Source organism: Acidovorax sp. SDU_ACID1, from assembly GCF_045291395.1.
In the GTDB taxonomy this organism is placed as follows: Bacteria; Pseudomonadota; Gammaproteobacteria; order Burkholderiales; family Burkholderiaceae_C; genus MR-S7.
In genome coordinates, this window is record NZ_CP152342.1 from 1384142 (window position 1) to 1406569 (window position 22428).

General features: G+C 64.8%; 24 protein-coding genes. 13 read left to right on the plus strand and 11 right to left on the minus strand.

The window, feature by feature from the left end:
* Window positions 1-70 precede the first annotated feature (70 nt).
* Entirely contained in the window at window positions 71-925 is an 855-nt protein-coding gene (gene asd / locus AAG689_RS06755) for an archaetidylserine decarboxylase (protein ID WP_406625276.1), read from the plus strand.
* Window positions 926-1160: 235 nt separating this feature from the next.
* Here asd and AAG689_RS06760 read toward each other — a convergent pair whose 3' ends face one another.
* Genes AAG689_RS06760 through AAG689_RS06770 form a run of 3 tightly spaced genes read right to left on the minus strand, consistent with a single transcriptional unit; the run spans window position 1161 to window position 3609 of the window.
* Window positions 1161-2084 carry a ketopantoate reductase family protein gene (locus tag AAG689_RS06760; protein ID WP_406625277.1) on the minus strand — a complete coding sequence of 308 codons (924 nt, stop codon included), beginning with the start codon at window positions 2082-2084 and terminating at the stop codon, window positions 1161-1163.
* Between the two features lie 17 nt (window positions 2085-2101).
* The gene (locus AAG689_RS06765; protein ID WP_406625278.1) at window positions 2102-2605 is read right to left on the minus strand and encodes a DUF1543 domain-containing protein; all 504 of its coding nucleotides are present in this window, start codon (window positions 2603-2605) and stop codon (window positions 2102-2104) included.
* Window positions 2606-2643: 38 nt separating this feature from the next.
* Complete coding sequence (locus AAG689_RS06770) at window positions 2644-3609, minus strand: AraC family transcriptional regulator (protein ID WP_406626305.1); 966 nt, start codon at window positions 3607-3609, stop codon at window positions 2644-2646.
* Window positions 3610-3783: 174 nt separating this feature from the next.
* On the opposite strand from AAG689_RS06770, the gene AAG689_RS06775 reads away from it, so the two are divergent.
* Together AAG689_RS06775 and AAG689_RS06780 are read left to right on the plus strand one after the other, a co-directional pair.
* A complete protein-coding gene (locus tag AAG689_RS06775; RefSeq protein WP_406625279.1) occupies window positions 3784-4317 on the plus strand; it encodes a carboxymuconolactone decarboxylase family protein in 534 nt (177 codons plus the stop codon).
* Window positions 4318-4731: 414 nt separating this feature from the next.
* A complete protein-coding gene (locus tag AAG689_RS06780; RefSeq protein WP_406625280.1) occupies window positions 4732-5955 on the plus strand; it encodes an HPP family protein in 1224 nt (407 codons plus the stop codon).
* Window positions 5956-6029: 74 nt separating this feature from the next.
* On the opposite strand, the gene AAG689_RS06785 is transcribed toward AAG689_RS06780, so the two are convergent.
* Genes AAG689_RS06785 through AAG689_RS06800 form a run of 4 tightly spaced genes read right to left on the minus strand, consistent with a single transcriptional unit; the run spans window position 6030 to window position 8514 of the window.
* Window positions 6030-6842, minus strand: a complete 813-nt coding sequence (locus tag AAG689_RS06785; RefSeq protein WP_406625281.1) for an aldolase — start codon at window positions 6840-6842, stop codon at window positions 6030-6032.
* 16 nt (window positions 6843-6858) lie between these two features.
* The gene (locus AAG689_RS06790) at window positions 6859-7509 is read right to left on the minus strand and encodes a glutathione S-transferase family protein (protein ID WP_406625282.1); all 651 of its coding nucleotides are present in this window, start codon (window positions 7507-7509) and stop codon (window positions 6859-6861) included.
* Window positions 7510-7525: 16 nt separating this feature from the next.
* Entirely contained in the window at window positions 7526-8215 is a 690-nt protein-coding gene (locus tag AAG689_RS06795) for a Bug family tripartite tricarboxylate transporter substrate binding protein (protein ID WP_406625283.1), read from the minus strand.
* Window positions 8197-8514, minus strand: coding sequence for a hypothetical protein (locus AAG689_RS06800; RefSeq protein WP_406625284.1), 318 nt, complete (start codon window positions 8512-8514; stop codon window positions 8197-8199). The genes AAG689_RS06795 and AAG689_RS06800 overlap by 19 nt, the downstream gene beginning before the upstream one ends.
* 100 nt (window positions 8515-8614) lie before the next feature.
* Between AAG689_RS06800 and AAG689_RS06805 the strand changes: the two genes are divergently transcribed.
* The 4 genes from AAG689_RS06805 to AAG689_RS06820 all read left to right on the plus strand — a co-directional run bounded on the left by AAG689_RS06805 (window position 8615) and on the right by AAG689_RS06820 (window position 11657).
* The gene (locus tag AAG689_RS06805; RefSeq protein WP_406625285.1) at window positions 8615-9142 is read left to right on the plus strand and encodes a helix-turn-helix domain-containing protein; all 528 of its coding nucleotides are present in this window, start codon (window positions 8615-8617) and stop codon (window positions 9140-9142) included.
* 364 nt (window positions 9143-9506) lie between these two features.
* A complete protein-coding gene (locus AAG689_RS06810; protein WP_406625286.1) occupies window positions 9507-10031 on the plus strand; it encodes an MOSC domain-containing protein in 525 nt (174 codons plus the stop codon).
* A gap of 1 nt (window position 10032) precedes the next feature.
* Entirely contained in the window at window positions 10033-10983 is a 951-nt protein-coding gene (locus AAG689_RS06815; protein ID WP_406625287.1) for a PDR/VanB family oxidoreductase, read from the plus strand.
* A 149-nt stretch (window positions 10984-11132) separates the two neighbouring features.
* Window positions 11133-11657 carry a helix-turn-helix domain-containing protein gene (locus AAG689_RS06820; RefSeq protein ID WP_406625288.1) on the plus strand — a complete coding sequence of 175 codons (525 nt, stop codon included), beginning with the start codon at window positions 11133-11135 and terminating at the stop codon, window positions 11655-11657.
* Between the two features lie 277 nt (window positions 11658-11934).
* Here the strand turns inward: AAG689_RS06820 and AAG689_RS06825 are convergent, their stop codons facing one another.
* On the minus strand, window positions 11935-13161 hold the full coding sequence (locus AAG689_RS06825) for an MFS transporter (RefSeq protein ID WP_406625289.1): 1227 nt from the start codon (window positions 13159-13161) through the stop codon (window positions 11935-11937).
* A gap of 63 nt (window positions 13162-13224) precedes the next feature.
* Between AAG689_RS06825 and AAG689_RS06830 the strand changes: the two genes are divergently transcribed.
* Window positions 13225-14034, plus strand: a complete 810-nt coding sequence (locus tag AAG689_RS06830; RefSeq protein WP_406625290.1) for an AraC family transcriptional regulator — start codon at window positions 13225-13227, stop codon at window positions 14032-14034.
* 93 nt (window positions 14035-14127) lie between these two features.
* Here AAG689_RS06830 and AAG689_RS06835 read toward each other — a convergent pair whose 3' ends face one another.
* Window positions 14128-15012 carry an AEC family transporter gene (locus AAG689_RS06835; RefSeq protein ID WP_406625291.1) on the minus strand — a complete coding sequence of 295 codons (885 nt, stop codon included), beginning with the start codon at window positions 15010-15012 and terminating at the stop codon, window positions 14128-14130.
* A gap of 945 nt (window positions 15013-15957) precedes the next feature.
* Here AAG689_RS06835 and AAG689_RS06840 point away from each other — a divergent pair.
* From AAG689_RS06840 to AAG689_RS06860, 5 genes are all read left to right on the plus strand, one after another.
* On the plus strand, window positions 15958-16920 hold the full coding sequence (locus AAG689_RS06840; RefSeq protein WP_406625292.1) for a site-specific integrase: 963 nt from the start codon (window positions 15958-15960) through the stop codon (window positions 16918-16920).
* 5 nt (window positions 16921-16925) lie between these two features.
* The gene (locus tag AAG689_RS06845; protein WP_406625293.1) at window positions 16926-18149 is read left to right on the plus strand and encodes a DUF1173 family protein; all 1224 of its coding nucleotides are present in this window, start codon (window positions 16926-16928) and stop codon (window positions 18147-18149) included.
* Window positions 18150-18261: 112 nt separating this feature from the next.
* Complete coding sequence (locus AAG689_RS06850) at window positions 18262-19068, plus strand: hypothetical protein (RefSeq protein WP_406625294.1); 807 nt, start codon at window positions 18262-18264, stop codon at window positions 19066-19068.
* A 5-nt stretch (window positions 19069-19073) separates the two neighbouring features.
* Window positions 19074-19583: a hypothetical protein gene (locus tag AAG689_RS06855; RefSeq protein ID WP_406625295.1), complete on the plus strand. Its 510-nt coding sequence runs from the start codon at window positions 19074-19076 to the stop codon at window positions 19581-19583.
* Window positions 19584-19597: 14 nt separating this feature from the next.
* A complete protein-coding gene (locus tag AAG689_RS06860) occupies window positions 19598-20920 on the plus strand; it encodes an exonuclease SbcCD subunit D (RefSeq protein WP_406625296.1) in 1323 nt (440 codons plus the stop codon).
* A gap of 107 nt (window positions 20921-21027) precedes the next feature.
* Here the strand turns inward: AAG689_RS06860 and AAG689_RS06865 are convergent, their stop codons facing one another.
* Both AAG689_RS06865 and AAG689_RS06870 read right to left on the minus strand, forming a co-directional pair.
* Window positions 21028-21993 carry a nucleotidyl transferase AbiEii/AbiGii toxin family protein gene (locus AAG689_RS06865; RefSeq protein ID WP_406625297.1) on the minus strand — a complete coding sequence of 322 codons (966 nt, stop codon included), beginning with the start codon at window positions 21991-21993 and terminating at the stop codon, window positions 21028-21030.
* The gene (locus AAG689_RS06870) at window positions 21990-22391 is read right to left on the minus strand and encodes an S-adenosylhomocysteine hydrolase (protein ID WP_406625298.1); all 402 of its coding nucleotides are present in this window, start codon (window positions 22389-22391) and stop codon (window positions 21990-21992) included. The genes AAG689_RS06865 and AAG689_RS06870 overlap by 4 nt, the downstream gene beginning before the upstream one ends.
* Window positions 22392-22428: the final 37 nt, after the last annotated feature.

Sequence of the window (22428 nt, forward strand, 5' to 3'; positions counted from 1 at the left end):
AGTATGATTTTGTCCTAGGACATTGTATATTATGACACAGGATATTGCACCAGGTACCCGGCATGGTCGAATGTCTTCAGCGGTGGTGATCCAACGCCTTGCCCCAATGCGTCTGCTGACCCGTTGCGCAGGCGTGTTGGCGAGCTGTCGCTGGCCATGGATTGCCCAACCCCTGATCCGTGCTTTCGTGTACCGCCACCGCATCGACCTCGACGAAGCCTTGCACAGCAATCCTGGTGCTTACCGCAGCTTCAATGAGTTCTTTGTCCGAGCGCTGCGGCCCGGCGTACGCCCCTTGGCGATGGCGGAGTGGACCAGCCCTGCGGATGGCAGGGTGAGCCAGCTGGGCGGCATCCGGGCAGGCCAGATGATCCAGGCCAAGCAACGCAGCTACAGCGTCGAGCAACTGCTTGGGGATACGGCGCTGGCACGCCAACTGGAGGGGGGCACCTTCAGCACGGTCTACCTGAGCCCGCGCGACTACCATCGGGTGCACATGCCGTGCGAGGGACGCCTGCTGGGGATGCGCCACGTACCCGGCACGCTGTTGTCCGTCCGGCCCGACATCGTGGAGGGCGTCGACGGATTGCTCGCACGCAACGAGCGGGTCGTGTGCTGGTTCGAGAATCCTCGGATCGGTGTCTTTGCCGTGGTGCTCGTGGGCGCTGCCATCGTCGGCAGCATCGCCACGGCCTGGCACGGGGTGGTGGCTCCACCCCGGCGATCGAAGATCCGCCAGTGGCTCTACGGGGAGGACGATTCCGTGCACCGGGCACGGAACCTCCTGCAAGGCGAAGAGATGGGACGCTTCCGCCTCGGTTCCACGGTTGTGGTGCTGATGCCGGGCAGCGCGTGGGACTTCGCCCCGCAATGGGAGATTGGCGAGCATGTGCTGATGGGCCAGGCCGCCGCCACCCGGCCTTGAGTCAGCAGCTGCCGCCTGCGGTTCGCCGACACGCGGGGTGCCATTGGCGATGACAGTCCGGAATCACCGACGCGCCGACAGCCTGTAGCTTGACGACAGTTAGGAAGGGTGCCGCGGCGCCAAAGCAAGCCGGTGCGAGGTGCTCGTACACCTGGTGCGCTGGTTGGCTCGACGCGGCTGGCGCACATGGCGGGAAGCTGTCGATACGAAGCCAGCACGGCTTCCTCCACGCTGCCTACGCGCCCGCATCCGGCCGCGTGGCTGCGTAGGCCTGCATGTTCGCCAGGCTGACCCTCAGCAGCGGAGCAGGCAGGCCTGCCCCGCGGGCGCGGACCAACATGTCTCCGATGATGTGGTCATGCTCGGTCTGCCGGTTCCCAGTCATGTCCCGCAGCATGGATGCGGTTCCCGTCGAGCGCTTGTCGGTCAGCGATGCGATCATCTCGGCCCTGGCGGGCGGGCGTGGGAAGTAGCCTTCGGCTGCGGCGACAGAGATGCATTCGTCCAACATTTCGCGCGTGATCGCATCACCTTCATCCGTCGAGGAGATCGCGCCGACGGTTGTGCGCATCAGCGTCGTCATGCCCGCGTAGGTTGCGAGAAAGACGAATTTCTCCCACAGCTCCTGCATGATTACGTCGCTCAGCACGGGCTCGAAGCCACCCCTTGCCAACAGCTCGTGCAGGCGCCGGGCGCCGGCCCGCTGCTGCTCGGTGCGTGCGCCGAGCGTCAACCTTTGCAGTCTGTTGAGATGGAGGATCTCACCGGAGGGTGCCATGGTCACGCCAATGTGGCACAGGCCCCCGAGGACATGTTCTTCGCCAAACCGTGCGTCGAGAGCATCGAGATGGCCGATCCCGTTGAGAAGCGGGAGGATCAGCGTATCCGCACCGACTGCGGGCGCTATGGCGTCCATGGCACTGTCCAGATCGTAGGACTTGCAGGCCAGCACTACAGCATCGAACGCCACGCTTGGCTTCGTCAGGGCCTCGACCGGGATATCAAGATCGCCCAAAGGGCTTCTGATCACCAAACCACTGCGGGTGAGCACCTCGGCGCGCGCTGGCCGAACCAGAAACCGGACGTCGACACCTGCCGCCGCCATTCTGCCGCCGAAGTAGCCTCCGATCCCGCCGGCGCCAAGCACTAGGACTTGCATGGTTGATCCTCCCATCCTCAGATTGGTTGCGAAATCCCGATCGGCTGATACCCCTGCCACGCGGGTGCTGCGGACTGGCCCTGGGGGTTCTCGCGCAAGTGGATGTGCAGTCCCCCCAACTTCCCCAACAGGACGCAATCGTCTACGCTTGAGAGATTGTCCTTGTGTAGGGTGTTGGCCCCGACGAGCAGGACGTCGAGCGCTCGGCGCTTGGCCCGGGCCGCATCCTCGGCGACGAAGAGGCCGAACTCGTGCTGCTCGACCAGGGTGTCGGGCCGGTATCCCCCGACATTGACGAAGTACAGCCGCTTGCTTCCTGTGAACGGGGTGGCGTGCAGCTGGACGTCATACCCGTCGGCCCAGGTGATGATGCTGTAGCCGTCCACATGCAGCTTGTGCTTGTCGCCGAACCAGGCCTCACGCAGCAGCGGCCAGGCATCTTCCGGATGCTGCACGGCAGCGAACTGAACGTCATGCACCTCGATGTTCGATTTTCCCGCGTTCCCACCCACGTAGAACATATGGAGCTGGATGGGTGGTGAGTCGGTGGGCGGCTGTCTCATGTCTTGGGATGGTGTCCATGGGGTGAGGCGGAGGATGGGGCATCTGATGGTCGACGCCGCTGCTGTGCCCGGGGATTCGCGGCCACGCGTTCGCGCAGTTCAGCCGATGTTTTCTCGAGCCAATCTCGCGGAGGCATTCCGACCTTGGCTCTGAATGCGCGTGACAGCGCCGAAGGGTTCGCGTAGCCGAGCTCTTCGGCCAGGTTCTTGATGGGGCGGCCCTCGCGCAGCCGGCTCTGTGCCAGGGCCATGCGCCAGTCGGCCAGGTAGTCGCCTGGCGTTTGGCCCACCACTTCCCGGAAGGTGCTGGCAAACGCCGTGCGGGACATGCCTGCACGCTCGGCCATGCGTTCCAGCGGCCAGGGCTCTCCGGGGGTGTCGTGCATGGCCGTCAGCGCGCGCGCCAGGCGCGGATCCGACAAGCCGGTGATGAGGCCCGCATGCACGCCGGCCTCCTGTGGGTGGTCGAGCAGCCAGCGCAGCAGTTGGATCACGACCACCTCGAACAGCCGGTTGGCCAGCAGCCGTTGGCCGCAGCGCACGCGGTCGGTCTCTGCGAACAGCAGTCCGAGTGCTGCATCAAGGCCGGGCACCCGCGCCAGCGGAAGCGCGATCAGAGGCGGGAGCGCACGTGCAAGCGGGTGGGCGGTGCCGCCCTCGAAGCACAGTCGCGCGCAGGTGAAGTCGGAGCCTTCTGCCGGCGGGTTGTGGAAGAGATGGGTCAAGGGGCAGGGGTAGAACAACAGCGTCGGCTCGTCGAAGCGTATCGATTTCGGCACCTGCCGCGCGCCTGGGTGCCGTACCTCCAACTGGCCGCGGCGCAGCACGTGCAGGTAGCCATGTCCTTCACCAGCGTCGAAGTGGCTGCGTCCGCACAACGCGCCCGAGTAATGCAACTCCGCCTGGACCCGGAAGCGTTCCAGGATGCCCGAGAGGCGGTCGATGGGAAGGGTGACTGACATCTGGACGAAATGGTATTTTCTAAGGACTGATTGATCCAAATCATACATCCAATGCGTCCATACTGCCTAGGCAGGCCGAGTCCACAGACAGGGTGCGCCCCGCAATCTCCCGCTGGGGCTTGCCTGACCGGCTGGCTTCCTTTCCTTTGGCCAAAACCTCTTTAGGAGATCCACATGCCTCGCGTCAACATCCAGACCGAACACGCCCCTGACGCCAGCCGTCCGCTGCTGGTCCAGATCGATCAAGCCTTCGGTGCTACGCCCAACATGTTCAAGGCCGTGGCCAACTCGCCTGCCGCTCTGCAGAGCATGTGGGCGGCCTTCGGCGCCCTGGGTGGCGGCACGCTCGGCGCCAAGCTCGGCGAGCAGATTGCCGTGGCCATCGCCAATCGCAACCACTGCGAGTACTGCCTGGCGGCGCACACGGTGCTCGGCAAGAAGGCGGGCGCATCGGCCGACGAAATTGCCGCCGCCCAGATCGGGCAATCCAGCGATGCCAAGACCGCTGCGGTGCTGGCCTTCGCACTCAAGGTCGTAGAGCAACGCGGTCAGGTCAGTGATGCCGACGTTGCCCGCCTGCGGGAAAACGGGTTCGGCGACGAGCAAATCGTCGAGATCGTGGCGCATGTTGCACTGAACCTCTTCACCAACTACGTCAACGTCGCCCTGGATGTTCCGGTCGACTTTCCCAAGGTCGCCCTGAAATAGGCTTGCACTCGCCTCACCACTTCAGGGGTGGGGCTTGGTTTCTTCCAGGGCGTGGCCTTCAAGGTCGCACCCCTGGAAGGTGGCATCACACGCCACCGTATTGCATGACCGCCGAGCGCTAGTTGGTGGAGGACAGACTCGCGGCGGCGACTTGTGAGGATTCTCTCACTATTTTATGATTGTCCTAGGTCAATAATGAAATAGTGTTGGGATTTTTCGACATGCCGTTCATCTTCCGACGCAGTTCTAACTGTGTTGCTTTCGCGGGAACTGACCTGTCTGCCAAGGAATCCGTTCGCCGTGGCTACGACCCCAGCCTGCCAGGAGTGATGAGTTCCTGCTGCGCACGTTGGCTGACGGGCAATGTAGGCTGCAATCACGGCTGCGCTTGGCAGACTTGTGTTCTGACGCAGCATGGAGCGTAGAACTCCTCCGAACAATTCCGAAGCGATAGGCTCCCTGTCTTCGACGACTTCCTGCTGGCGCCACATTCGTGCCCAGGTACTGAGCTTCCTGCGCGCGCTGTGGCCGGCTGCCCAGCCCATCAACGCGAAAGAGAAATGGCGGGCCTGCTGCGGCGCTGTGCTGGGCATTGTCATGGCTGCCGTCGGCTCGCAATGGATGATGGCCGACGCGGCCATCGCACACGGACACACCATGTTGGCCTTATGGCTGGTCGCCCCGATGGGCGCGAGCGCCGTATTGGTGTTTGCCGCGCCCGCCAGCCCCTTGGCCCAACCCTGGTCGGTTCTCGGTGGGAACACGTTATCGGCGCTGATCGGCATCGCACGCGCCCGCTGGGTGCCGGACGCCACCCTGGCAGCCGGTTTGGCCGTGGGGTTGGCGATCGCGCTGATGTTTGCATTGCGCTGCCTTCATCCTCCAGGCGGCGCTTCAGCCCTTCTCGCCGTGCTGGTCGGTGTGACCGACTTCGGCTATGTGCTCAGCCCGGTACTGCTGAATTCCACGCTGTTGGCGATCGTCGGTGTGGTTTACAACAACATCACGCGAAGGCCGTGGCCACATGTGCATCGACCTCAGTCGGCCGGTGCGACGGGAGGCCGGTTCTCGGCGGCTGATCTGGATGCCGCGCTCGTGCGCTACAACCAAGTGGTCGATATTGACCGCGACGATCTGGAAGACATTCTGCGCCAGGCCGAGGCAGCCGCCTATCAGCGCCTGCTGGGCGACCTGCGCTGCAGGGACATCATGACGCCGAATCCCGTCACCGTGCATTTCGAAAGCTCGCTGCGCCACGCTTGGACGCTGATGCGCGAGCGGCGCGTGAAGGCATTGCCGGTAGTCGATGTCCAGCATCATCTGGTCGGCATCGTGACGGTCGCGGACTTCATGAAACAGGTGGACCTGGATGTCCATGAGGGCTGGAGTTGGCGGCTGCGAAAACTGGTCCGCGCATCACGCAACACAGCCGCAACAACCGGCATCGTCGGGCAGATCATGACGCGCAGAGTGAGCGTGGTGAGCGACGATCGTCCCATCGTGGATCTGGTGCCGGTCTTTTCCGACGATGGGCATCGTCACATCCCCATCGTCGATGCTGAGCATCGCCTGGTGGGCATCGTCACGCAATCCGACCTTATCCGCTCGCTTTACCGCGCCACGATCGGTAGGGCCTGATCGCTCTTAGCCCACGCTTACCACCGATCCAGTGGCACTCGGATACTCGTGCGCCTGGCCGACCTTTGCCCCGCTCAACCTGCCTTGGAGGCGGGCCGAACACAATCGGCATTGCGCGGGTCTTTCAGGGAGCGCCTGGCGTAGTACTCGAACGCGATGGTGTTGCGCTTGGGGCGCAACACCCAGTCGTGGGCCTCGGCGCCGAGGGTGGGATCGATGGGCTGGATGGTCCCGGCGCCGCTCGCCAGGAGCTGCATGCGGGCGGCCCGCTCGAAGGCGATGGCGAGCACGCAGGCTTCCTCGACGGTCGAGCCGGCGATCAGGAGTCCGTGGTGGGACAGCAGCAGCGCGTGCTTGCTGCCCAGGGCGCCGGCGATGAATTCACCTTCCTCGTTGCCCACCGGAATTCCCGGCCACTTCGCCACAAAGGCGACGTCGTCGTAGAGCACGCAATTGTCCATGTGCGAGACGATCAGCGGCTGTTCCAGCATCCCGAGCGCCGCGGTGTGGAGCGCATGCGTATGGATGATGCAGTTCACCTCCGGCCGTGCGCGGTAGACCCACGAGTGGAAGCGGTTGGCAGGGTTGGGCATGCCGTTGCCTTCGAGCACGTTCAGGTCCTCGTCCACGAGCAGCAGGTTGTCCTCTGTGATCTCGTCGAAGCCGAGGCCGAGCTGCTGCGTGTAGAACTTGCCGGGCACGTCCGTTCGTCCCGTGATCTGGCCTGCGAGCCCGGAGTCGTGTCCGTTGTCGAACAGGATTCGGCAAGTCAGTGCGAGCTTCTGGCGCAGGGAGTAAGCACTGTCCTGGAACTGCCGGTCCATGCGGTGGGTGGATTGCGCCACCAGGGTGGCTTTGTCGAGTTGGAAAGTATTGGATGGGGTCATGGCTAGGCCTCTGTGATCAGGGACGTTCTTCGATGGAAAGGTTGCGTTCGGGCTGTCCGGGAAACAGCGGCTGGTAGCCTGGCAGGTGTTCCACGCGCTGCAGCCAGGCCTGGATGGCTGGGTAGGGCGCCAGCGAGATGCCGCCCATCGGGGCCATGCAGGTGTAGGGGTACAGCGCCACATCGGCGATGCTCGGAGCGTTCGTTGTGGCGACCCAGCCGTCCCCGCCCTGGTGCTGGAGTTGTGCCTCCTGCACCGCCAGCGCGGCGCGTGCCGCCGCCGCATGGCTGACAAAGGGTTCGGCGCTCGGGTCACCCCGGCGGTGCAAGGCCAGGTGGAGCCGCAATTGCGCGAGCGGCTTCATGTGGCGGTCTTGCTCGAACGACAGCCAGCTCAGAACCGTGGCCTGCGCCAGACGGTCCTGGGGCCACCAGGGGGTTCCCTGGGCCAGGTAGTGCAGGATGGCGAGCGATTCGGCCAGATGGCTGCCGTCGGGTAGGCGCAGCACGGGCACGTGGCCCATTGGCGCGACAGCCAGGAACTCCGGCCGTGCCAGATCGCCCCGGTCAATGGAGAGGGTACGGCGCTCGAGCGGGATGTTCAGCAGGCTGGCGAGCAACCGGACCTTCCAGGCGTTGCCGGATCGTAAGGTGTCATAGAGGAGCATGGGACGGGTCGTCCTATCAGTCGAGTTTGGTGCCGGCGGCTTGGATGACCTTGGCCCACTTCGCGGTTTCGCTGGCGATGTGCTGCTGGTATGCGGCGACGCCAGTCGGCAGAGGCTCGATGCCCATCGCGGCAAGCCGCGATACGAGTTCCGGACGCTTGAGCGCTCGGGCCAGCGCCTTGTTCAGCACCTCCACCTGGGCGGCGGGCGTTCCCGGTGGGGCCACCAGGGCATTCCAGGAGCCGAGTTGGAACTGCGGCAGGCCCTGCTCGGCACTGGTCTTGAGATCGGGCGTGACCGGGCTGCGCTCGGCCGCGGCGAGGGCCAGCATCTTGAGCCGGCCAGCCTTGGCCTGGGGCTCGATGACGGGCAGTGCGTCGATCACGATGTTCACCTGCCCGCCGACCGCTGCGTTGACGGCCTCGGCCCCGCTTTTGAAGGGAATGTGTACGATGTCGGTTTGGGTGGACAGCTTGAAAAGCTCGATGCCCAGATGCGGCGAGCTTCCGTTCCCCGCCGAGCCGAAGTTCAGGCGTCCGGGATGGGCCTTCGCATAGCGGATGAACCCCTGCAGGTCTTCCACCCCGTCGATGCTATGGACCGCCAGCACATAGGGCGAGTTGCTGACCAGCGAAACCGGGGTCAGTGCGGTTGGGTCATAGTTGAGCTTGCGGTAGAGCATCTTGTTCACGACCTGGGTGCCCACGGTGCCCAGCAGCAGCGTGTAGCCGTCGGGGGGGCGCTCGTGATCGCCTGGGCGGCGATGGAGCCGCCAGCGCCAGGACGGTTCTCGATCACGATCTGCTGGGACAAGGCTTCTCCGAGGTACTGTCCGATCAACCGTCCGGCGACGTCGGTGATGCCGCCCGCACCGAAGGGGATGATCAGCCGGATCGGTTTGTCGGGGTAGGCCGCATCGGCGGCGTACGCCATCTGCGGCACTGCCGTGGCGATGCCGAATAGGGCGAGGAAGGCCAGTGCCCGGCGGCGTTTCACTTGCGTCATAACATGTCTCCTTATGTGAGAGCGACAGGAAGTCACCCGGGTGTTGATCTATGTCAAGAAACAAGTGTAGTTTAGGACACAAGTGTCCTAAGGGAAAGATATGTCGGTGAAATTGAAGTTGCTGCGCGTGCAGGCGGGCCTGACGTTGGAAGAACTCGCCCAGGCTGCCGAGCTCACGCGCAGCTATATCTCTAAGCTGGAGAGGGGCGTTTCGGAGCCGTCCATCGGGGCGGCGTTGCGGATCTCGAAGGCCCTGGGTGTGAAAGTGGAGGAGCTTTTCGGCCAAGCGCCGGAAGATGACCCTGTGTCGATCCATCGCGCCTCCGAGGGCAAGGAGGGTAAGCTCCAGACTCCGCGTATGGTCTCTGGCACCCTGCCTGGGCACAGGATGGTCGCGTTTGTGATGACACCCACCGACGAGCCGGTTCGCGACCATCCCATGAGTCATCATGAAGGTGAGGAAATCCTTTACGTGCTCAAGGGCAGCGTCACGCTGCAACTCGCGCGCCGCACGGAGACGCTATGTGCCGGGGACAGTGCCCACTTCAACTCCAGCATCCCGCACAAGATCACCTCCGTTGGAAAACAACCCGCATCGGTGCTGCTGGTGATTGCCGCAGAGCCGTAGTGAACCTGCGTGCACATTCTGTGTCTTCGGTTCGTCGGCGGCGTGGTGTTGAGACCACCCATGCTGACGCCGGCTGGAGCGTGTGCGGGCGTTCAGCTTGGCACAGCTCCGCGATCGTGTCGTATCAAGACCAGGCACAGCGGCTGCGGCGCCAACTTTACCGCCTAACTGCCAAGCAAGCGGACCAAACGTCGAGTCTTGGCAACGGGAGCTGAAGCCGCGAGTTTGGGGGCGTTCTTATCACCGCGGCCACTTCTCTTGTCAACACGGGGGCCGCTTGGTACTATTTCCTTGAGGACACAAAGTGTCCTGGTTGCAGCGTTGTTCTGAACCATTTTGCAGCCGGATTTTCACAAGGATCCTCATGTCTCATTCGACCATTCTGCATGCGCCGGCCAGCGGGCACCCCGTCGCGCCCGTATGGACTGGTGCTGTGCGGCATCTGCACATTACGCCGCGCGCTTTCCTTCCAATGGAAGCGTTCGACGAACTCACGCTCATCGCCGGCAAGGGCATCGTGGGGGACCGTTACATGATTGGTCGGGAAACCGGGTTCTATTCGCACAAGCCGGAAGAGGGGCGGCAGATCACTCTTTTCGAGATCGAGACGCTGGAGGCGCTGGCACGCGACGCGAGGATCGAGCTTCTGCCGCACGAGCATCGACGCAATGTCACAGTGCAGGGCGTGCCGCTGAACCATCTGGTCGGCCGCCAGTTCTGGGTTGGCGAGGCGCTGCTCGAGGCGACACGGCTGTCCACACCATGCCGCCATATCGAGGAAATTCTCGGCAAGGCCGTGTTCGACCCGCTGATCAACAGGTCAGGGTTGAATTGCAGGATCCTCAAGGGGGGCATCATCCGTGTGGGCGATGCCGTGCGCGGCGCGTGACATGGCAAAGCCGATCAAGCATCTTCAGACGCTCGTGCGGCAGATTGAGGAGCCGCTGCCGGGAGTCAAACGCCTCGTGTTGGCTGATGAGGACGACTGGCGCCTGCCGGCGTTCAAACCTGGAGCACACATCGATCTGCATCTTGGCAACGGGCTGGTGCGGACCTACTCGCTGTGCAACGATCCGAGTGACTGCAGGCGATATGTGGTGGCTGTCAAGCGCGAGGAGGTCGGCCGCGGCGGATCGCGCCACATTCATGATGTGCTTCGAGTCGGAGACTCCATTGGCGTCTCGGTGCCGCGCGGCGGACTGGAACTCTTGCCGCAGAGCATGAACGTGTTCATCGCGGGCGGAATCGGTGTGACGCCCTTTATCTCCGCGATCCTCGCCCTGGAGCGGGAAGGCAAGGCGAACTACATCCTGCATTGGGCCAGCGCGGGAGAACCGAGCCTGATCGATATGCTGGGTCCGGCACTCAAAGCCGGGCGCGCACACCTTTACAACACCCACACGGGAAATCCACCCGACATCCGTGCCATCTTGCAGGCTTGTGGCGAAGATACCAAGGCGTTCTGCTGCGGGCCGGGCCGAATGCTGGACGCCTTCGAGGCCGCAGTCGCCGGTTGGCCGGAGCATCGCAAGCACGTGGAACGCTTCGTAGCGCCAAAGATTATCCCGATGTCGACGGACCAACCCTACGAGGTGGTTCTTGCCAAGAGCGGGCGCGAATCGGTGGTGCTGCCGGAAGTGGGTCTGCTGGCCACGCTGGAGGCGATGGGGGCCGATGTTTCCGTGTCATGTGGCGGCGGCATCTGCGGTGCGTGTCGCACCCGCTGGCTCGAGGGACCGCCGATTCACCGCGACCGTGTGCTGAGCCCCGAAGAGCGCGAGCACGAGGTCATCGTCTGCGTGGCGGGATGTTCGGGGCGGCGGCTGGTACTCGATCTGTAGGTTCCACGGCAATGAACAGCGAACGCGCCGGAGGAGTTGGGGGTGCCATGCGGCGTGGTCGGGCCGTGCCAGAGTCTTCTGCTGAATCAACTCTTGGCAATTCAGGGGCTGCAGGTCGGGCTACGGCAGACCGATTTACGGAACTGGCATTGCATCTCAAGTATCTGCGCGTCCAGGGCGGTATGACGCTGGAGGATCTGGCCCGGGATTCGGGCCTGACCCGCAGCTATCTGTCGAAGATCGAACGGGGTGTATCTACGCCTTCCATCGAGGCAGCATTGCGCATCGCGACGGCGCTGGGCGTGACGGTGGATCGTCTTTTCGGCCAACAGCTAGAGGAAGACATCATTTCCATCGTCCGAGGCAACGGCTCCATTGCAGGCGGTTTGTCAACCCATCTGTCGCTGGTGGCCGGACTCCGCAACGACCGTGTGATGCGCGCGTTCATCGTGCGGCCCGGGAAGACACACAGGCGGGGCCGCATCATGAGCCACCACGAAGGCGAGGAGATCTTGTTCGTGTTGAGCGGCGACATCGAAATACAGATCGGGGCCCGCAGGGAGCGATTGCGCCCCGGCGATTGCGTCCAGTTTGACTCGACAATCCCGCATAAGTTGATCGCGCTGACCGACAAGCCAGCATCCGCGCTCGTGGTGATTGCCGCCACGGCGTGACTTCAGGTGGCTCGGCGTTTCGCAATAACACCTCACTTGGCTGCGGCATTGGCATGCTCAAGCATTGTGGAGAAGGCCTGCGGCGCCAAGTCGCTTCGGGCATGAAACTGCCTTCCACAGTGCTGGGTATCTGCCAGGTCTGCGCCGCGAAGACGACAGCGCCTGAATGGTCGCATACGCACCATGCTGGTCGACTGTGCTTAGTAGCCGCGACTTCTGCTGGCACCCACCGAAAGCTGAGCCTGGCCTCCCTGTTACGTTATGAACAGGCTGGACCCTAGCGTTCTCGCGATGCGACAGGCTCAGCAGGCAGCAGCAGAATGATGGACGCGGTGCAGATCGCAATGCCGGCCATGACCAAAAACAGGGTCGCAAAGCTCGACGCCTTGACCACGGGCCCCAGTAGCCAGACTGCGAGCGAGCTGATGCCGAACGAGACGGTCAGGCGCATGCCGGCCACGCGCGACCGCACGCTGTCGTCCACGTACCTGACGATCATAGCGTCCGTGAAGGGGATGCAACCGAAGATGCACACCATCGCGCCGATCAGCGCTGCGAAGAGCCACCACCCGCTGGCCAGGGCCGAGAGGATCAGCCAGGGGATCTGTGCCAGCACCATGCAGAGGTACAGGCGCTTGAGCGGGACCGTGTCGATCAGGCGGCCTACGACCACCTGGGCCAGCGAGGCGATCGCGTAGACCACCGCCAGCAGCAGGCCGATCAGCGCGGGGTCCGCGATCACGCCCTGGAAGCGCTCGGTCAGGAACTGCGTGTTGCCATTGGTGGTGAAGTTGAACAACAGGCTGCCGGTGACGGCCGCTGCCGTCATCACGACGAGCGCGCGCGCGAGCTGGCCGGGCGGCAACACGACCGCCGGCGGCTTGCGGGTGCGGCCCGGCGCTTGGCCCTGGGGCGGGCATAGCAGCCAGAACGCAATGCCGCAGCCCAGGGAGATCAGGCCTGGCACGGCGAAGGCGGCACGCCAGCCCCACCACTGTACGAGAAAGCCGGTGAGCAGGGCGGCGCCCGCCACGCCCAGATTCCCCGCCAGGCCATTGATGCCGATGACCGCACCGGGTCGACGGGCACGCTGCACCAGCATCGGGATGCCCACCGGGTGATAGATCGACGCGAACAGGCCGATCAGCGCGAGGCTGCCCGCCAGTTGCCAGGGCCCTTGGGCCAAGGCCGTCAGCAGCGCCGCGGCACCCAAGCCGAAGAAGAAGACCAGCATCATCGGCCGCCGACCCCACAGGTCGCCCAGGCGCCCGGCGGGTGCGGAACCCAATCCAAACAGAAAGAAGGCGCCGACCCCGTAGGGCATCAGGTCCTCCCAACGGGCGTAGCCGAACTCGGCGGCAATGGTGCCGACGGCGGTGGCGAAGATCAGCAGGAACAGGTGGTCGAGCGCGTGGCCGACATTTAGCAGCAGCGCCACCGCGCGGGGATGATCCTGGGCGACGGCGTGGCCTGGCGCAACCGATGATGAAGTGGTCGTAGTCATGCCAGCAGTCTGCCGGATTTGAAGCTATCCGTCTTTCGATGTTTCTTGGTAAATTATCGCGAAATGGACACGCTGACCTTGCAAGCCGGACCGGGTGTCCGGTCCCCCGTCGTTCTACCCGCAGCAGCCGAGGCACCCATGCTGGTGGCTCGTCGGGTCTCGTTCCCCGCGGGGGCACATCTTCCGGAGCACCAGCACGTGCGCGGGCAGTTCCTGTTCGCAGCGGCCGGCACCATGTTCGTTCGCACGCCGGGCTATGCCTGGCTGGTGCCGCCCAGCCGGGCCTTGTGGCTTCCCGCCGGCACGGAGCATTCGATCGACGCGCATGGCGAACTCCACATGCGAACCCTCTACCTCAACGCAGCCAGCGCCGCGCGGCTGCCGCCCAGCAGCGTCGTGCTGGAGGTCACCGCGCTGCTGCGCGAACTGATCATGCGGATGACGTCACCGGAAATCAACGGCGACGACCAGGCCGTCGCGTTGATTGGCCAGCTGGCGGTCGCCGAGATCGCCCGGCTACCGCGTTGCGCGCTTGAGCTTCCCATGCCTGCCAGCCTGGATCTGCTGCAGCTGTGCGAACGGGTCTTGGACGATCCAGTGCATGGGGGAGAAGGATTCCTGCCGCCGGGGAGCGCGCGTACGCTGTACCGGCGCTTTCGTGCAGAAACCGGACTGAGCTTCGTGCAATGGCGCAGGCAGGCCTGCCTGCTTCATGCGGTCCGTCTCCTGAGTGGGGGAATGTCCGTCACCCGCGTCGCCCTGGACTCGGGCTATGAGAGCCTGAGCGCGTTTTCGACAATGTTCCGGCGCACCCTCGGCGTCACGCCTCGCACATTCCTGGCGCGTCTGGCTGGCGAGGTCGACGTGCAGTAGCGGTGTCGCCCGATCCAGGAAGACGTGAGCGCGTACAGGATGAATGCCGCTGCGCCCGGCGGCCTGTGCCTGCCGCGTGAAGCGGCCAAGCGATTATTGGGTCACGTGCACTAGCGTGGTGATCGCACCATAGCAGGCAATGGCGAGAATGCTGATGCAGGTCGAGCAGGAGATGATTCTGGCGGATCTGCCCGTGCCGACATAGTAGGTCTCCATGACAATGATGTTTGCCGCAGGCGGCAGGAAGCACAGCAGGAAGACCGTCGCCTTGTTGTTGTAGATGGCTTCGGCATGGAATGTCCAGGCCAGGTAGATGATCACCAGGCCGATCACCGCCCAACTGACCGCTCGCCACAATGCTTCCACGAGCTCATGCTTGAAGTCGCTCAAATTCATTCTTGTCTGCGACAGCCAGATGCCCAATATCGCCATGCCCAGAAAACTCATGGTGAACGTGGCAGCTTCATGCACCGGGGAAAGATAGTGGCTTATCGCGGAGTGCAGCGGCATCAGCACGATGCCGAGGGCGACAGACAGAACCGGTGGCGAGATCAGAAGTTTCTTCGCCAGCAGGGCATTGGATTCTCCCGTGTGAGGCGACAGCAGCATGAATCCCAGGGAGTTCCCCATTACCGAACTGCCCACGTAGGCGGCGATCATTATTGTTGTGGCACCGTCGCCAAACAGGGTGCTGGCTATCGGCAGGCCCAGCCATCCGATATTGAGATAGAAGAAGCAGAGATTTCGTAAGGGGTCAGGGGAGAACCAACGGGACACCCGCATCATGACCATCATGGCGACCACGGTGCCGATGATCACCACATACATCTCGTTGAATTTGGTCGCCACGTTGTAGGTGATGACGAACGGAATCACATACCGGGTGAGAAGCGTGGAGGCTCGATGCCTGATGCCGGGGCGGTAACGACCAACTCCCCAGCCGAGAATGAGATAGAGCACCGGAAGAAATAAGCTCATTCGACTCTTCTTTCGCAGCTCCGGATGATGCAGGGGCTATACGCGGTGCGCCCGCCGACCGTGCATGCAAGCAGTCCATAGGCGCCTTCGACGCTATCGGCGGAAATCCAGCCGGAGAGCACGATGCTCAGGCACACCTGACACACGGTTGATCCTTTCGTTGAAGACGTGATACGGACAAGCGCTGACCTCGAGCCGACGGCACGTCTTGCGGGTACGCTGGATCCGATGGGCCACGTTCGTGGCTCCGGCCCGACATGCCTGCGCACGACCAGGGGTCCGGCAGGAACACGGGCTGGCGGGCGCGGGGAGAAGCCTTCTGCCAACCATGCTTCCTCGCTTGGTACTTTGCGGCACCTGCCGGATGGGAAGGCGCGTCTGCTGGCGCGGGTTCGGCGCGCCATTGTGGACTCACGCTGCTGGTTGCTGCGGGCAGTCCACGAAGAGCTTGATCGTGCCTCGTTAAATAATGGCCTAGGTCAAAAAATAATGTAACATAGAACATACGGTCATAGTGAGCAGCGCTTGAGGCGCGCTTACTGGTTTCTGCCTCGACGGCAGGGGCGCCCAGGGCGGAATCGCCAGTTCCGAAAGCGACACGCAGCCTCTCTGTACGTTCTGGCGCCCAACGACTTCTTGGCACGTCCCGACTCGCCGGTAGATAGCACATGAGGTGTCTGGGCTATGGGATGCAGGCAAGAGCGACTTCGAGATGATCGGGGTTTGATCCTCTCGGTCTCGCCGTTGGCTGAACCTGGGGCGCCATTGCAAGTTGGAGCAGACATCTCCCATCGAGGCGATGCCAGATGCTGGGCGCTCACTGCTCATCGTGGAGCAGCCAATGCCGAAACCACCGGCATTTCGTCGCAATTTCGGCTGGCGCGAACGCCGGATGATGCTCAGCATGTGCTCATGGATTCATGGAAATGACCAGGAGTTGATGGCGTGCAAGAGCAAAAACGACTCGACGATGCGCCGGCGGAACCGAAGCGGGACTGGACGCTCTCGGTCGAGATGCTGCGCGCCGTCCTGGACGATCAGACCTATGAGTCCGTCGCCGCGCTGCACGGCCTCACCCGCACGGCCGTCGAAAGGCGCATCAAGGCAGTTGCGCGCCGTTTGACCAGGATCATCGGCATTGACGGACTGAATGAGGACGGTGCTGCGTTCGTGAGCCGGTTGCGCAGACACCGGCTTGCGGTGTTGACGGCGCTGGACTCGCTTGACACCTTCGACGTGCTATCGGAACCGGACCAGGGCAATCCCCGAATCCTGACCGCAGACGAGATCACCACGGGGGCAAGGCGCATCCGCAATCGCAGCCACCAGCCGCTCGAAGACCTCGCGCTTTACTACATGCTCTTCGCCACCGCGGCCCGGCCGCTTGAGATCGCGCGGCTGGAGGTGCGCGACTACCTCGACACCCAGGGCCAGGTACGGCGAACCTCGCAAATCCGCGCGGCAGTGGCGATCACTGGCCGGCCTCGTCCCGTGTATTTCCGCAGCGCGCACCTGGATGCGGCGATGGACGACTACCTGACCGATCGCGCGCGCCGTGGACTGGGCGTGGGCATCGAAGAACGGTTTCGAGGGCTTGCCCAGACCAGTCGACTGTTCCTGTCGTCAACCGGAACGGGGTTCAAGATCACGCCCTACGGTGAGGAAGGGCAGAGGCGGTTCCTCTGCCGGGCGATCCAGGAGACCTACCGCAAGCTGTTCCGCTACGCGGGTTTCAAGGGCGTCACTGCATTGACCGTGCGCCACACGGTGGCCGACCGGCTCTATGCCAGGGGTGCGGACGAATCCCAGGTGGGCTTGCTGTTAGGGATCGCGGAACGCAGTGCAGTGCGCGAGCAGTTCCCGCGCCGGCAGCCGACGATGGACGAACTCACCCAGGACCTGGTGTAGCGGCGATGGACGAGAACACGCCCGACCTCCCGGCCAGCGGCCAGCGATTCGCCATCCGCGGCAGCGTCTTCGCCGCGGACGATCCGGGCCTTCAGGAGGCGCTGGCGCAGATCCATGACACGGCGGAGCGCCCGCGCTGCCTGTGCGTGCGGGGCGGCATCGATATGTATGTGGCGCGGCACTGCCGCTACGTGGTCAAGCGCATGCCCGAAACTGGCAAGCTACACCATCCATCGTGTCCGTCCTACGAGCCGGACAGCGCATATTCCGGCCTGGGCGAGCTGACGGGTGACGCGGTGCTGGAGACACAGCCGGGCCGTGTCGAGTTGCGTGTGAACTTCCCCTGGGCCCGCGTCGACGGACGGTCCATCGCGCGCAGCGAACCGAAGGAACCTGCGGAAGTCTCCGTGCCGCGCCGCCGCATGTCGCTGCGCGCGGTGCTGCACTTCCTGTTCGAGCGCGCCGGGTTCAATCGCTGGACGCCGGCCATGGCGGGGCGGCGTAACCAGGCGGTGCTGCGCAAGTACCTGCTCGAGGCCGCCACCGAGATCGACATCAAGGGGGTTGCGCTATTGGAGCGGCTCTATGTGCCAGAGCCCTTCAACGAGACGTCCAAGGCCGAGATCGCGCAGCGTCGCCGCGAGAAGCTGGCCGTCCTGCAGCCCCGTGACGGCCAGGCGCCTCTGGCACTGGTGGTCGGCGAGTTCAAGGCCTGCGACCGCCTGGACCCGGCCAGCCGCATCTGGATCAAGCACATGCCGGATGCGCCCCTTTTGATGGCCACGCGCAGTTGGGATCACCTGGCGCGCGTCAACGCCGCACTGCTGGAAGCGCGCGACGCCGACACCGGCCATCGCGTGCGGCTCATCATGGCCGCGCTGATCCGCGCCCGCCGCGAGTTCACCTACGAGATCGACGCCGCGACGCTGATGCTCATCAGCGAACAGTGGATTCCCGTCGAGGGCGTGCACGAGCTGCCCCTGATCGACATGCTGGTGGCGCGACAGAGGCGCTTTCTCAAGCCGTTGCGCTATGACGCGCCCCACGCGGGCAGCTTTCCGAACGTGCTGCTGCTGGACGCCGGGCCGAGCCCGGTTCCCCTGCACGCCATGAGCGCATTCGTCACCTCGAAAGAGCGGATGGCGAAGGAGAAGGCGGTTGCATCCCAGAACTGCTGGGTCTGGTGGCCCGACAAGGCCATGCCGGCGCTGCCCGCGCCCGCTTCTTGACGCACGGGGCGCTCGTTCAGTCGCAGTGCCCGGCTACCGGAGGGGTTGAAAGCGCCTTGGCGCGCGAGAGCATGAAGTGTCGAATCCCCGACGTCTCATCAAGGAGCGCCGCATGGCACACCCGATCGTCAAGGTGCAGGATGGGCCGCTCGCCCTGCACACCCTGCTGGGCCAAGGGCCGGCCCGCATTCCCACGGGCGGCAAGATCCGCCCGGGCATCATGGTCCTCACGCGCAAGGCCGCCGAACGGCCCGAGGCCCAGGCCATCTATGCCCGGGGCGTGGCCGAGGGCCGCTCGTTCGAGGATATCGAACGCGCGCTGGCCGAGGCCCTCCCGCAGCTCAAGTCGCCGCTGGCCCCCCGCAACGTGCCGTGGTTCACGGTGCGCGCTTCGGATTTCCCGAACCCGGAGATCGCGCAGCAGATCCTCGACGCCTACGGCGAGGACCGCGGCCAGGGGCGCCGCCTGTACCGCTTCCCGGTGGTCTTTCCCTCGGACCACTGGCAGACCGTGATGCCGCACGAGCTGGCGACCTGGAGCACCCACGAGAAGCGGTTCTGGTCGCAGTATTCGCCCGACGGGCAGGTGCGGCACTGCATGCGCCACGCCCCGGTGCCGGTGGACGCCACGGGCCGGCGCACGATCCGTATTTTCGGCGGGCGCAAGACCGTGGAGCGAGAGGAGAACGGCGGCCGGTGCGAACCCGAGTCCTGCCCCGAATACCAGGCCCAGCAGTGCAACCTTACAGGGCGCTTTCTGTTCTTCATCCCGGGCGTGCGCTCGATTAGCGCGCTGGAGCTGCCGACCACGAGCTTCTACGCGATGAGCAACGCGATCCAGCGCTTCCAGGCGGTCGCGCAGATGCGCGGCGGCCGGATTTCAGGCTTCCTCGGCCGCGATCGCACGACTTTTTTCTGACCAAGGTGCTCAAGGAAGTCCCTCACATCGACGAGCATGGCCGAGCCGTGCGGGTGCCGCAGTGGATCATCGAACTCGAGGCCCCGGTGGACGTGACAGCGCTGCTGCGCGACCACGAGGACGAGGAAGCGGCTATCCAGCAGGCCCGGCTGGCGACGCAGGTGCTCGAAGGCGCCGGACCGATCGACTGCGGCGCCGTGGCGGCGGCGGTGGCGGCCGATCCGGCCACCGTGGACGCCGACGTCCTTGGCGGTGACGGCCAGTGCCGGGACGAGGCGCCGGCACGGTCGGGACCCCCGACGCTCGAGCAACTGCTGGCGCGCGCGCAGGCGATGGGCCTGGCGCCGGAGCGCTTCAATGCCTACGCCGACCGCCGCTGGGGGCGAGGCTGGCGGATCAACCCGCATGGCCGCGGCAGGGCCTGGGACGAGCTGGATCGCTACCGCAACGACCTGCACGGCTACCTCGACAAGATCGAGACCGAGCTGCGCACCGCCACCATCCCCATCCCGTGAAGGAGGAACAAACCATGCGCATTGCCCACTTTTCCGACCTGCACTACGGCACCAAGACCCTGGCCGAGGCCGACCGCTGTTTCGGCGCGGCCATCGACCAGGCGGCCGCGCTCGGCGCCGAGGCAGCCGTGATCTCCGGCGACGCCACTGACCATGCGCTCGACCTGCACGCGCCGGCGTCCGCCCGGCTGGCGGCGCAGGTCCGCCGGCTCGCCGACCATTGCCCCGTGTTGATGCTGCAGGGCACGTATTCGCACGAACCGCCCGGCACGCTGTCGGTCTTCCGCTCGCTGGGCGGGCGACACCCCATCCACGTGGCCGACCGGATCGGGCAGGTTGCACTCACGCGCCAGCGGCGCTGGGTGGGCTCGGCCGGCTGGTGCTTCGATGCGTTGCCCCACGACGCGGCGGCCGTGTTCTCCTGCCTGCCGACCGTCAACAAAGCCACCGTCGCGGCCACCGTTGGTCCCGGCGATGCGGCCCAGGCGGTCGGCGACCAACTCGCGCGGCTACTCGAGGGCTTCGCGCCGACGCACCGGCTGGCGCGGGCGCGTGGCCTGCCGACGATCGGTGTCTCGCATGGCACGGTGTTCGGCTGCGTGAGCGAGCACGGCGTGCCCATGGCGGGATTCGACCACGAGTTTACAACCGGCGCACTGTTCGCCGCCGAGGTGCAGGCCTTCATGCTCGGCCATATCCACCGGCACCAGGCCTGGGCTCAGTCAGGCGGGGCAGGCGACCAGGTCATCGCCTACGCCGGCTCGATCGGGCGCTTCCACTACGGCGAGGAAGGCGAGAAGGGCTTCCTGTTCTGGGACGTCGAGGCCGAGGCCGCGTGCTGCACGCTGGTGGCCACGCCGGCGCGCCGCACCGTCGACATCGTGTTCGAAGGGCGGCCGGACATCGAGGCGCTGCGCGAGGCGGTGGCGCGGCAGGACGTGGCCGGCGCCAGCGTGCGGGTGCGCTGGACCGTGGCCGAGGAGGACCGCAGCGCGGTGGACCGCGAAGCGATCCAGCGCGTGCTCGCTGGCGCGGCGGAAACCAAGCTGGAGGGCCGCATCGTTCCCGTGGTGCGTACCCGCGCGGCCGGGATCTCGCAGATGACGCGGCTGGAGGACAAGCTGCGCCTGTGGGCGCGAGTCTCCGAGGTGAATGCCGAGCCGCTGCTGGCTTGCCTGGCTGCACTGGCCGAACAGTCGCCCGAGGAGCTTGCCGCACAATTGCTCAGGGATGGGGAGGACGAGGCGACGCAAGATTTCGCACCAGAGGCTCAGGCGCGGATCAGGTTGCGGGGTGGGGCGGGCGTGTTCAGTGAAGCAGCGGTTCAGGCCGAGTGAGTGGGCTCACTTGCCCGGGCGCTGGATGGGGGCGGTTCATGCAGCTTCTTGCTCCAGCTGCAATGCAGAAGCACCGCGCCGCGTCGGTGCCGGCCTGCAGCTGGCGGTCAGCGCAGCGTTTCCAGCAGGACGCCGGCTACGGTTTCGAAATCCCCGAAAGCCTGCTCGAACGTCGGTACCTCGCCGCCGTAGATCAAGGGCAGCAGATTCCTGCTGAATTCCGCCTGGATCCTGGCGTCGCTGCGGGCTTGCCGGAGTGCGCCGCTCAGAACCTCGCATGCGGCCGCCGCGAAATCCTGGAACTGCGTGCCGAATTCCTTCTGGTCGACCGCGACGAGCGCGGGGAAGGCGCGTCGAGCGGCGGCGAGGGCATTGGGTTGACGCAGGTGGATGCAGCGTACGTCGTACAGATGCCGGACCAGCGCCGTGTCCCAGTCTTGTCGCAGCAAGCCGGCGCGGTGCTGGGCGTAGCGCCGCAGGAAGGACAGTACCTTCTCCGCGATGGTCTCGGCCACCACCACGGTTGCCACGTCGAACGTCGTTCCTTCACGTCCAGCCAATCGATCGGCCAAGCTGCCGACTTGGCAAACGACCGTCTGCAGCACGGGTGCGCGCGCCGTCAGCTCGATCTGCAGATGCGGGCGCAGGCTGGTCACGGAGGCGTAGTGGCGCGCATAGGACCACTCGCTACAGAAATAACGGTTGGCATTGAACGCCTGCCCCCTGGTCTTGTCCTCGACCAGCCCGATGCCGACGAGGGTCTTGGACACCAGGGTCTTGAGATCGGAAAGACGCCGACGCACTTCGGATTTCGATGGTGGGGTTGCGTCCGATAGCACGATCTTCAGGTCGGCGTCCTCGGACATGCGCTCGATCAGCCCATGGGCCTTGGACAGGCTGGTTCCTCCGCACAGCACCAACGCCACGCCATCGGGGCGCAATGCGAACAGCGCTCGAAGCGCTTCGGTCAGGTGCTCGTCCTTCTCCAGCAGGCCTGCCGTGATTCCTCCTGGACCGGCTTCCGCGGCGAGCGCGTCGATGAGTTCCAGCCGCTCAGGCCGCAATACCCTCATGCGCGTTCGTACTGAACCGCCTTGCCGTTGAAGCTGAGCTTGCGAGCAGTGCGGCGCTTGCCGATATTGAGGACGATGCCGGCGGGCAGCTGGGTGCTGCGTCCCGCGTTGTAGTCCTGGGCCAGGCGGCTGGGCAGCACGTCGATGCCCAGCTTGTTCAGCGCCTCTGGGGCCAGCACTTCCAGGGGGCGCACGGGAATCGGTTTGCCCGTCAGCACGCTGGGCTTGGCCTTGGCGTAGACACCGACCCCCAGGCGGACGAACACACCGCCGAGCAGGAGCTGGCGCAGGGCACGCCCGACCTGCGCGGTGCTGCCGAAATGGTCGAATTCGCTGCGCAGGAACACCTCGTCGCCACGGTTGGCGACGGAGCGTTTGATGCGATTGAGCGTGTCCATGTGTGTGCCCGCAAAAAGATGGTCTCTTGACCTTCAT